Origin of the sequence: Nocardia sp. NPDC060259, from assembly GCF_042728775.1 — a bacterium.
GTDB lineage: Bacteria > Actinomycetota > Actinomycetes > Mycobacteriales > Mycobacteriaceae > Nocardia.
This window is the reverse complement of sequence record NZ_JBHXAY010000167.1, coordinates 1-9,663: the sequence shown is the minus strand read 5'-3', so window position 1 is coordinate 9,663 and position 9,663 is coordinate 1. Positions and strand designations below refer to the sequence as shown.

The following is a 9,663-nucleotide window of genomic DNA, read 5'->3' as shown; positions in this document are numbered from 1 at the left end:
GCCCCGATTCCGGAGCGGCGGCGCTGTCGTTTTCCGATCAGGCCAGGGCGGCCAGCGCGGGGATGAGCTGGGTGAGGGCCCGGCCGCGGTGGGAGACCGCGTCCTTTTCGGCCGGGGTCAGCTCGGCGGCGCTGCCGGTGCCGCCGTCGGGGCGGAACAGCGGGTCGTAGCCGAAGCCGGCGTCGCCCGCGGGTTCGCGGGCGATGGTGCCGCGCCATTCGCCGCGAACCACGGTGGTCGTGCCGTCGGGCAGGACCAGGGCGCAGGTGGAGACGAAGGCGGCGCCGCGCCGTTCGTCGGGTACGTCACCGAGCTGGCCGAGCAGCAACGCGTTGTTGGCGGCATCGTCACCGTGGCGGCCCGACCAGCGCGCCGAGAGCACACCGGGCATGCCGTTGAGCGCGTCCACCTCGATCCCGGAATCGTCCGCCACACACGGCAATCCGGTGGCGACGGCACCGTCACGGGCCTTGGCGATCGCGTTCTCCTCGAAGGTGGCCCCGGTCTCGGGCGCCTCCTCGTACGGCGGCACGTCGGCCAGGCTGACCAGATCGATCCCCGCCACGCCCGCCTCGTCGAGGATCCGGCGCAATTCCTTCAGCTTCTTGGCATTCCGGCTGGCGACCAGCACACGCACGGCCACGGCTACTTCTTCGCGGCGGGCTCGGGCAGCGCGCCCGGGTAGGGCAGCGCCAGCGCCTCTTTCTGGACCGCGAACAGCTGCTCGCAGCCGGCCAGTGCCGAGTCGAGCAGCTTGTCCAGGGTCGAGCGCGGGAAGGTCGCGCCCTCGCCGGTGCCCTGGATCTCGACCAGGGTGCCGGTGTCGGTGGCGACCACGTTCATGTCGACCTCGGCGCGCGAATCCTCCTCGTAGGGCAGGTCGAGGCGCACCCGGCCGTCGACCACGCCGACGCTCACCGCGGCGATCATGCACGAGATCGGCTGCGGGTCGGCCAGTTTGCCCGCGGCGGCCAGGTAGGTCACCGCGTCCGAGAGCGCCACGTACGCGCCGGTGATCGCGGCGGTGCGGGTGCCGCCGTCGGCCTGCAGCACGTCGCAGTCCAGCGCGATGGTGTTCTCGCCGAGGGCGGCCAGGTCGATGCAGGCGCGCAGCGAACGGCCGATCAGCCTGCTGATCTCCTGGGTGCGCCCGCCGACCTTGCCCTTCACCGACTCACGCCCGCTGCGGGTGTGGGTGGCGGCGGGCAGCATCGCGTATTCCGCGGTGAGCCAGCCGAGCCCGGAATCCCGGCGCCACGGCGGCACACCCTCGGTGACGCTGGCCGTGCACATCACCCTGGTCTGCCCGAACTCGACCAGCACCGATCCCGCCGGATGCGTGGTGAAGCCACGGGTGATCCTTACCTCGCGGAGTTCGTCATCCGCCCTGCCATCGGCTCGTCTCGACACGAGGAGAGTGTATTGGCCGACGCGAGATCCGGGGGTGCGGGGTGCTAGAGGTCGAAGGTTTCGCCCGGAGACACCGCGTGGACCGGCCCGGAGAAGGCGGCCTTGGCCTCGGCGATCACATCCTCGCGCGAGGTCCACGGGGGAATGTGGGTGAGCAGGAGTTCCTTGGCGCCCGCGCGGGTGGCGATCTCGCCCGCCTCGGTGCCCGAAAGGTGAATGCCGGGTGGGCGATTGGCCGGATCGTGGGTCCACGAGGCTTCCGCCATGAGCACGTCGGCGCCCTGCGCCAGGTCGACGACGGCGTCGCACATGGCGGTGTCGCCGGTGTAGACGAAGACGCGGCCGTCGGCGGCGGTGATCCGCAGGCCGTAGGACTCCGGCGGGTGGTACATCCGGCGGGCTTCGACCGTGTGGCCGGGACCGAGCGGCACGGGGACGTTCTCGACCCAGGCCTGCGAGTCGATGACATCGGACCAGTCGTCGGTCTCGCCGCCGATCTCGGCGGAGGCGTTGCCGATGCGCAGCGCGGCGTCGGAGGGTCCGCGCACCAGCGCCTGACCCTGCGGCGGGTTCGGGTGGTAGCGGCGCCACACCAGCAGCGCGGGCAGATCGAGGCAGTGATCGGCGTGCAGATGGGTGAGGAAGATGTCGACGTCACCCGGGTTCATGTACTTCTGCAGCGCCCCGAAGACACCGGGACCGAAGTCGATGACGGTGGGCCTCATATCAGGGCCGGTCAGCAGATAGCCCGACGCGGGGGCGTCCGGGCCGGACACGCTGCCCGAGCACCCGAGGACGGTAAGGCGCATGCCCCCATGCTGCCACGACGTGCTGGTGCTCAATGCAGGATCCCCCCATTTTCCAGACTGGATCCCCGGCTACCGCGTAGGTACTGCGCGGACGGCCGATGCTCCACGGCGGCGTCGACGTTCATCACCAGAGAGTACCCAGCCCGCCAGGACTCCACCCACCGCCCCGAAAAGATGTCCCTGCCAAGAAATTAGGGGGTCGCTGGGCAGCACGCCCCACAGCATGGAGCCGTACAGCAGGAAGATCACCACGCCGAGCACGATCTGCCCCACATTGCGGGCGAACCACCCACGGCAGATCAGATAGGTCAGCCAGCCGAACACCAGCGACGACGCGCCGACGTGCACGCTGCCCGACGAGCCGGTCAGCCAGGTGCCGACACCGGCGACCACCCAGATGATCCCCGTGGCCGCGATGCCGCGCCCGATCCCGGAGAGCAGGACCAGGAAACCGAGGATGAGCAGCGGCAGGGTATTGGCCATCAGGTGGTCCCAGCCGCCGTGCAGCAGCGGCGCCCAGAGGATGCCGTCGAGCCCGTCGGCCGCGCGCGGCTCGATGCCGCCCGCGTCCAGCTGACCCGGCGCACCGGCGGGACGATCGTGCGAGAGCACCGCGTCGATGCCCTCGATCAGATACAGCGCGCCGACGAACCCGAGGATCACCACCGCGGCCCTCGCCCACACCCTGGTGCCCGCCCGCTTGGCCGGCGTTCCCGCCCCGGTCCGCCCCCGCAACCCGGCGATCCGATCCGGATCGAACGAGGCTCCGATTCCACCCACCGACATCGCCTCCGCTCAGGCAGGGCCGTCGCTCAGCCCACTCCCCACAGAGTACCGAGCCGTCAGGCCCAGAGCTGCCCGTCGAGCTTCTCCTCGGCCTCGTCCAGGGTGCCGTCGTAGGCGCCGGTGGACAGGTACTTCCAGCCGCCGTCGGCGACGACGAACGCGATATCGGCGCGCTTGCCCGCCTTCTGCGCCTTCTTCGCCACGCCGAGCGCGGCATGCAGAATCGCACCGGTGGAGATGCCGGCGAAGATGCCCTCCTCGCCGACGAGCTCGCGGGTGCGCTTCACCGCGTCGTACGGCCCGACGGAGAACCGGGTGGTCAGCACCGTCTCGTCGTACAGCTCGGGGATGAATCCCTCGTCGATGTTGCGCAGGCCGTACACCAGCTCGCCGTAGCGGGGCTCCGCGGCGACGATCTCGATGCCCGGCACGTTCTCGCGCAGGAACCGCCCGGTGCCCATCAGCGTCCCGGTGGTCCCGAGCCCGGCCACGAAGTGCGTGATCTCCGGCAGGTCGGCCAGCAGTTCGGGTCCGGTCGTCTCGTAGTGCGCGAGCGCGTTGGCCGGGTTGCCGTACTGGTAGAGCATTACCCAGTCGGGGTTCTGCGCGGCGATCTCCTTGGCCATGGCCACGGCCTGATTCGACCCACCGGCGGCGGGCGAGTCGATGATCTCGGCGCCGAACATGGTGAGCAGCTGACGCCGTTCCACCGAGGTGTTCTCCGGCATCACGCAGACGATCCGGTAGCCCTTGAGCTTGGCCGCCATGGCCAGCGAGATCCCGGTGTTGCCGCTGGTCGGCTCCAGAATGGTGCAGCCGGGCGTGAGCAGCCCGTCGGCCTCGGCCTGCTCGATCATCCGCAGCGCGGGCCGGTCCTTGATCGACCCGGTCGGGTTGCGGTCCTCGAGCTTGGCCCACAGGCGGACATGGTTGTCGCCGTCCCACTGCGGTGACAGCGTCTTCAACCCGACGAGCGGGGTGTTGCCGAGCGTCGCGATGAGCGATTCGTAGCGGGCCACGATGTCAGCGCGCGCCGCCGGCGACCGCCGGCAGGATGGTGACCGACGCGCCAGCGGGCACCTCGGCCTCGAGTCCACCGGCGAAGCGCACGTCCTCGTCGTCGACGTAGATGTTGACGTAGCGGTTGAGCTTGCCGTCCTTGAGCAGCCGCTCGGCCAGGCCGGGGTGGCTGGCGTCGAGGTTCTCGATCAGCGCCGACAGCGTCGAGCCCTCGCCCTGGACGCGCTTCTCGCCTCCGGTGAGACCTCGCATGATGGTCGGAATGGACACGGTTACCGGCATGAGGACTCCTCGGGTGTGACTTGGTTCGGTGGGTTCAGGCGTCGTAGGAATCGACGATCCGCACGGGTTCTTCGGTGACCTCGCCGTCGACGATGCGGTAGCTGCGCAGTTCGTGCTGCTCCGGGTCGCGGGTGGAGATCAGCACGTAGTGCGCGAACGGCTCGGAGGCGTAGGAGATGTCGGTGCGGCTCGGGTAGGCCTCGGTGGCGGTGTGCGAGTGGTAGATGACGACGGGGGTCTCGTCGGCGTCGTCCATCGCGCGCCAGACCTTGAGCTGCTCACCGGAATCGAACCGGTAGAAGGTGGGCGAGCGTTCGGCGTTGACCATGGCGACGAAGCGCTCCGGCCGGTCGCTGCCCTCGGGTCCCGCGATGATGCCGCAGGCCTCGTCGGGGTGGTCGGCGCGCGCGTGCGCGACCATCTCGTCAACGAGATCGGCCCTGATCACCAGCACTTCCTCGACCCTTTCCACATCTTTACCGCGTGCTGTCGAGCACCACCTCGACAACCACCCACCCTATTCGGGTATTCCTCGCGGCGCGCACACCGGTCCCCACCAGCGCATCAGCGCGGGAACAGATCGCGATAGGCCGGGATTCCGGCGATCGAGGTCGCGCTGAGCACGGCGTCGACGACGGCCCGTTCGACGACCACCGCGGCGGCCGTGCACAGCTGGTCGAGCAGCAGCAGGTCGCCGGGGAACGCGCCGGGCAGCGGCACCGGCGGCACCGCGATCGCGCCGGTGGACAGCGCGAACAGGGTGTCGCCGTCGAGCGGGGAATGCACGGGGCGGATCGCGCGGGCCAGCCCGTCGTGGGCGGTGGCCGCGAGCCTGCGGCAGGCGATCGGGTCGAGCGCGGCATCGGTCGCGACGACGCCGATCGTGGTGTTGAGCACGATGCTCTTCACCGGCAGCGCGTTGAGCGCGGCGATCTCGGCCTCGGTACCCGGCCGCAGCCCGAAGAACTCGGGGCCGTCGGTGCCAGCACCCCACAGCAGACCGGTGCGCGGATCGACCACCGAGCCGACGGGATTGGCGACGATCACCGCCCCGACGGTGACACCCGCGCCCGGCCCGTCGGCGAGAACCACACTCGCCGAACCGATTCCGCCCTTGAGCGCACCGGCGCGCGCGCCGACGCCCGCACCCGCGGTGCCGCGCGCGAAGTCGGCCGAGGCAGCCTCCGCCGCCCGGAAACCGAAGTCGGCGTCGGGCCTGATGTCCCACGCCCCGACCGGCAGATCGAAGATCACCGCGGCGGGCACGATCGGCACCACCCGGCTCGGGTCGGTCGGGTCCATCGGGATGCCCTCGCCGTGTTCCTCCGACCAGCGCATCACGCCGTCGGCGGCGGCCAGACCGTACGCGCTGCCGCCGGTGAGCAGCACCGAGTGCAGCTGACGGACCGTGTTGGCCGGATCGAGCAGGTCGGTTTCCCTGGTGCCAGGCCCGCCGCCGCGCACATCCACCGAGGCGGTCGCGCCGCCGGGGACCCGCACGACGGTGCAGCCGGTCGCGGCGCCCGTGCCGAGGGTGACGTCGTCATCGAGCACCTGGTGGTGGCCGACCAGCACGCCTGCCACATCGGTGATCGCGTTGCGTGGACCGGGTGCGCTGCGCATCCGTCGACCCTAGACGCGGGTGGTTCAGGGGGCGAGCGCCTGCAGCAGCGAGTCCTGCATCCAGGTCAGCCAGTGGTAGACGTCCAGATGCGGCGCGCGCGGATCACTCGGATCGAACTGTTCGGGCGTGTCGTCATCGATGTCGAGCAGGGTGCCCAGCGCCAGCCGGACGTCGGTGAGCGCGGCCAGCCAGCCGTCGGCCTGTTCGGGGGTGAGCACGATCTTGCCGCCCGCCTCGGGACAGCTGTCGAGCACGATCCTGCCCGCGGCCAGTTTCGCGTCGATGATCTCCGGCTCGTGCAGGCTGCGCAGGGCGGCGTTGAGGTCGGCGCGCTTGGCGTCGGGGGAACCGGGCTCGGCGCGGTGGAAATCGGGCAGCAGGCGCAGCAGCTGCGGATCGTCGGGCGGGGTCGAGTTACCGGTGCGCAGGCCGGTGAGCGCGGCCAGCTCGTCCTCGGGCGCTTCCGAGGCGCGATCGCTCAGCAGCCCGGACACGGCGCCGATCAGGGAGCGCAGAACGGTGGCCTCGTGCTCGTCCATCTCGGATCGAAGCTTCAGGCCACTCAGCGAGTTCTTCCTGCTCCACTTGCGCACAGGGTTACGGTACTCAGTCGTCGCGCTGCATGGTTGCCCAGAGCCCCGCGGCGTGGAGTCGGCGCACGTCCTGTTCCATTTTGTCCCGTGATCCGGAGGACACGACCGCCTTTCCTTCGTTGTGCACCTGCATCATCAACTCGGTCGCCTTGGCTTTGCTGTAGCCGAACAGCTTCTGGAAGATGTAGGTGACGTAGTGCATGAGGTTCACCGGGTCGTCCCAGACGACGGTGACCCATGGTCGGTCCTCGGCCTCGAGGATCTCGGTGTTCTCGACAGCCTCCGGCATCGCCTGCGCCGCTGACAGTGCGGCGTTCACGGCGCCGGTGGCGGCGCCGGCTCGAACGGTATTGCACTCGGCCATAAAACCCAGGGTACGACGAGGCCGCGAAGAAACAACACCCGCGGTGACTACAGTTTCTCGTGTGCAGATCCGTGACGAGTTCGCCAGCACCGCGCTGCTGACCGATCAGTACGAGCTGACCATGCTGGCCGCCGCTCTGGCCGACGGGTCGGCGCATCGCCAATGCACCTTCGAGGTGTTCGCCCGGCGCTTGCCCAACGGCCGCCGCTACGGCGTCGTCGCGGGCACCGGCCGGTTGCTCGACGCGCTGACCCACTTCCGCTTCGGTGACGCCGAGCTCGCGGTGGTCGCGAAATTCCTCGCCCCCGCCACCGTGGAGTGGTTGCGGGAATATCGCTTCACCGGCGACATCGACGGCTATGCCGAGGGTGAGCTGTATTTCCCCGGTTCGCCGATCCTGACCGTGCGCGGCAGTTTCGCCGAATGCGTGCTGCTCGAGACGCTGGCCCTGTCGGTCCTCAACCACGACAGCGCGATCGCCTCGGCGGCCGCGCGCATGGTCAGTGCCGCGGCGGGCAGGCGGATGATCGAGATGGGTTCGCGGCGCGCCCACGAACTGGCAGCGCCGTCGAGTTCCCGGGCCGCCTACCTGGCCGGTTTCGACGCCACCTCCAATCTGGAGGCCGTGCGCGGCTTCGGCGTGCCGGGCGCAGGCACCAGCGCGCACGCGTTCACGCTGCTGCACAGCGGCGCCGACGGTGAGCACGAGGCGGCCGCCTTCCGCAGCCAGATCGACGCGCTCGGCGTCGGGACCACCCTGCTCGTCGACACCTTCGACATCACCAGGGGCGTCGCGACGGCGATCGAGGTGGCGGGTCCCGAGCTGGGCGGCGTGCGGATCGACTCCGGTGACCTCGGCGTGCTGGCCAGGCAGGTCCGCGACCAGCTCGACGGGCTCGGCGCCACCGGCACCCGCATCGTCGTCTCCGGCGACCTGGACGAATACGCGATCGCGGCCCTGCGCGCCGAACCGGTCGACGTGTACGGCGTCGGCACCGCGGTGGTCACCGGTTCCGGCGCGCCGACCGCGGGCATGGTCTACAAGCTGGTCGAGGTCGACGGCATTCCGGTCGCCAAGCGCAGCAGCCACAAGCAGTCGCGCGGCGGCACCAAGAAGGCCGTGCGGCTGGCCCGCGCGACCGGCACGATCGTCGAGGAGATCGTGTATCCCGCCGCCGGAGAAGCACCGGCCACCAACGGTTTCCAGGTGCGCGAGCTGCAGGTGCCGCTGGTCCGCAAGGGCGCGGTGGTCGACGGGGTGGCGACGCTGGCGCAGAGCAGGGAGCTGGTCGCGCGCGGGCTGGTCAGCCTGCCGTGGGAGGGGCTCAAGCTCTCGGCGGGCGAGCCCGCGGTGCCGACCACGTTCCTGGGCTGATCGAGTGGCCGACCCAGCGCGGGCGGCGGAGAATTAGGTCCGGCAGAGCCCTGCGGCGAAGGTGGAGGACGGCATGGCACGCGGCCTGGTGATCGTGGACGTGCAGAACGACTTCTGTGAGGGCGGTTCGCTCGCCGTCACCGGTGGCGCCGCGGTGGCGGCGGCGATCAGCGCGTTCCTGGCGGGCAACCACTACGACGCCGTGGTCGCGACCAGGGATTATCACGTCGATCCCGGTCCGCACTTCTCGGCGGAGCCCGACTACGTCGACACCTGGCCACCGCACTGCCGGGTCGGAACGCAGGGCGCCGACTTCCACCCGGCGCTCGACACCGGCCCGATCGAGGAGGTCTTCTCCAAGGGCGACTATTCCGCGGCGTACTCCGGCTTCGAAGGCACGTCGGCCGACGGCACCACGCTGGCCGACTGGCTGCGCGCCCGGTCCATCGAGGCCGTCGACGTCGTCGGCATCGCCACCGACCACTGCGTCCGCGCCACCGCCCTGGATGCCAGGTCCGAAGGCTTCGACACCCGCATCCTGCTCGACCTCACCGCCGGCGTCGCGCCGGAGACCGTCGCCTCTGCCATGACGAAACTGCGCGCGGCGGGCGTCGACCTGGTCGGCGAGCTGCCCGCCTAACCCAACCCGCGCGGGCTTCGACCCAACTGGCGAGCTGCCCGTTCGGCCACCCGCGACCGACGTCGACCCGGCCGGCGAGCTGCCGCCCGACCACCCGCGGCCGGCACGGACCGCGCGGCTAGCCTGCACGCATGGACTACCGATTCCCGGCGCAGGCGCGCGACAGGCTGACGACGGCGCTGGCCGAGATCGACTCCATCCACGACGCCGCCGACATCGTCTTCTGGTCCAACCCCGTCACCCATGAGTTGCAGCGGCGCGGCATCGGCGCCTTCGCCGAACTCCCGCCCGCCTTCGCCCACCTGCTGGCCCTGTCGAGCCTGCACACCAGCGTCCTGGACGCGGGTTTCGGCAGCTACCTGCGCACCCGCCGCAGCGAACTCCCTTGGGCCACACGCGGTTTGCGCGCCGCAGGCATGCCGCGACTGGCCGCGGCCGCGGTACTGGCAGCCCGCGACGCCTCCGCCAGCTCCGCCGACGACGATCTGGACCGCTTCTTCGACGACGAGCACCAGACCATCGCCAACCCCGGCCAGATCCGCCGCCCGGACGGCGCCCGCGCCGACGACCCCGACGAGATCTACGACATCAACGAACCCGCCGACTTCGAGCAGCGCGTCCTCGACTACATCCGCGCCAACATCGACGACTTCGTCCGCGAGTCCTGAGCGGGCAGCAAACCCGGCCCCGCGCACCCGACCTCGAGGAGGGTCCGCCGCGCAGCGGCGGTTCGCGGCCGGGACACAAGGGGCCGCGAACT

13 protein-coding genes are annotated in these 9,663 nt (G+C 70.6%); 3 read left to right on the top strand and 10 right to left on the bottom strand.

Annotated features, from left to right (window positions below; all coding sequences use genetic code 11):
- Window positions 1-37: 37 nt before the first annotated feature.
- The 10 genes from rdgB to clpS all read right to left on the bottom strand — a co-directional run bounded on the left by rdgB (window position 38) and on the right by clpS (window position 6,888).
- Complete coding sequence (gene rdgB / locus ACFWF2_RS32700; protein WP_379311346.1) at window positions 38-643, bottom strand: RdgB/HAM1 family non-canonical purine NTP pyrophosphatase; 606 nt, start codon at window positions 641-643, stop codon at window positions 38-40.
- Between the two features lie 2 nt (window positions 644-645).
- Complete coding sequence (gene rph / locus ACFWF2_RS32695; RefSeq protein ID WP_379311345.1) at window positions 646-1,410, bottom strand: ribonuclease PH; 765 nt, start codon at window positions 1,408-1,410, stop codon at window positions 646-648.
- Window positions 1,411-1,454: 44 nt separating this feature from the next.
- Window positions 1,455-2,219, bottom strand: coding sequence for a cyclic nucleotide-degrading phosphodiesterase (locus ACFWF2_RS32690; protein ID WP_379311344.1), 765 nt, complete (start codon window positions 2,217-2,219; stop codon window positions 1,455-1,457).
- Between the two features lie 69 nt (window positions 2,220-2,288).
- On the bottom strand, window positions 2,289-2,990 hold the full coding sequence (locus ACFWF2_RS32685) for a rhomboid family intramembrane serine protease (protein ID WP_379311347.1): 702 nt from the start codon (window positions 2,988-2,990) through the stop codon (window positions 2,289-2,291).
- A gap of 71 nt (window positions 2,991-3,061) precedes the next feature.
- Entirely contained in the window at window positions 3,062-4,024 is a 963-nt protein-coding gene (locus ACFWF2_RS32680) for a PLP-dependent cysteine synthase family protein (protein WP_379311343.1), read from the bottom strand.
- Window positions 4,025-4,028: 4 nt separating this feature from the next.
- Window positions 4,029-4,307, bottom strand: coding sequence for a MoaD/ThiS family protein (locus tag ACFWF2_RS32675; protein ID WP_189034718.1), 279 nt, complete (start codon window positions 4,305-4,307; stop codon window positions 4,029-4,031).
- Window positions 4,308-4,341: 34 nt separating this feature from the next.
- Window positions 4,342-4,761 (bottom strand): Mov34/MPN/PAD-1 family protein, encoded by a 420-nt coding sequence (locus ACFWF2_RS32670; protein ID WP_379039902.1) that lies wholly within the window; start codon window positions 4,759-4,761, stop codon window positions 4,342-4,344.
- Between the two features lie 110 nt (window positions 4,762-4,871).
- The gene (locus tag ACFWF2_RS32665; RefSeq protein ID WP_379311342.1) at window positions 4,872-5,930 is read right to left on the bottom strand and encodes a P1 family peptidase; all 1,059 of its coding nucleotides are present in this window, start codon (window positions 5,928-5,930) and stop codon (window positions 4,872-4,874) included.
- Between the two features lie 24 nt (window positions 5,931-5,954).
- A complete protein-coding gene (locus ACFWF2_RS32660) occupies window positions 5,955-6,524 on the bottom strand; it encodes a DUF2017 domain-containing protein (RefSeq protein ID WP_379311341.1) in 570 nt (189 codons plus the stop codon).
- Between the two features lie 13 nt (window positions 6,525-6,537).
- Window positions 6,538-6,888 carry an ATP-dependent Clp protease adapter ClpS gene (clpS, locus tag ACFWF2_RS32655; RefSeq protein WP_379311340.1) on the bottom strand — a complete coding sequence of 117 codons (351 nt, stop codon included), beginning with the start codon at window positions 6,886-6,888 and terminating at the stop codon, window positions 6,538-6,540.
- Between the two features lie 61 nt (window positions 6,889-6,949).
- Here clpS and ACFWF2_RS32650 point away from each other — a divergent pair, with 61 nt between their 5' ends.
- From ACFWF2_RS32650 to ACFWF2_RS32640, 3 genes are all read left to right on the top strand, one after another.
- Window positions 6,950-8,263 carry a nicotinate phosphoribosyltransferase gene (locus ACFWF2_RS32650; RefSeq protein WP_379311339.1) on the top strand — a complete coding sequence of 438 codons (1,314 nt, stop codon included), beginning with the start codon at window positions 6,950-6,952 and terminating at the stop codon, window positions 8,261-8,263.
- A gap of 73 nt (window positions 8,264-8,336) precedes the next feature.
- Complete coding sequence (locus ACFWF2_RS32645) at window positions 8,337-8,903, top strand: isochorismatase family protein (protein ID WP_379311338.1); 567 nt, start codon at window positions 8,337-8,339, stop codon at window positions 8,901-8,903.
- Between the two features lie 131 nt (window positions 8,904-9,034).
- Entirely contained in the window at window positions 9,035-9,571 is a 537-nt protein-coding gene (locus tag ACFWF2_RS32640; protein ID WP_379311337.1) for a hypothetical protein, read from the top strand.
- The last annotated feature ends 92 nt before the right edge of the window (window positions 9,572-9,663 follow it).

What these genes read in the sequence shown, in the direction of transcription:
- clpS (WP_379311340.1), bottom strand. Translation starts at nt 6,888, where the DNA reads ATGGCCGAGTGCAATACCGTTCGAGCCGGCGCCGCCACCGGCGCCGTG.
- ACFWF2_RS32690 (WP_379311344.1), bottom strand. Translation starts at nt 2,219, where the DNA reads ATGCGCCTTACCGTCCTCGGGTGCTCGGGCAGCGTGTCCGGCCCGGAC.
- ACFWF2_RS32640 (WP_379311337.1), top strand. Translation starts at nt 9,035, where the DNA reads ATGGACTACCGATTCCCGGCGCAGGCGCGCGACAGGCTGACGACGGCG.
- ACFWF2_RS32675 (WP_189034718.1), bottom strand. Translation starts at nt 4,307, where the DNA reads ATGCCGGTAACCGTGTCCATTCCGACCATCATGCGAGGTCTCACCGGA.
- ACFWF2_RS32665 (WP_379311342.1), bottom strand. Translation starts at nt 5,930, where the DNA reads ATGCGCAGCGCACCCGGTCCACGCAACGCGATCACCGATGTGGCAGGC.
- ACFWF2_RS32645 (WP_379311338.1), top strand. Translation starts at nt 8,337, where the DNA reads ATGGCACGCGGCCTGGTGATCGTGGACGTGCAGAACGACTTCTGTGAG.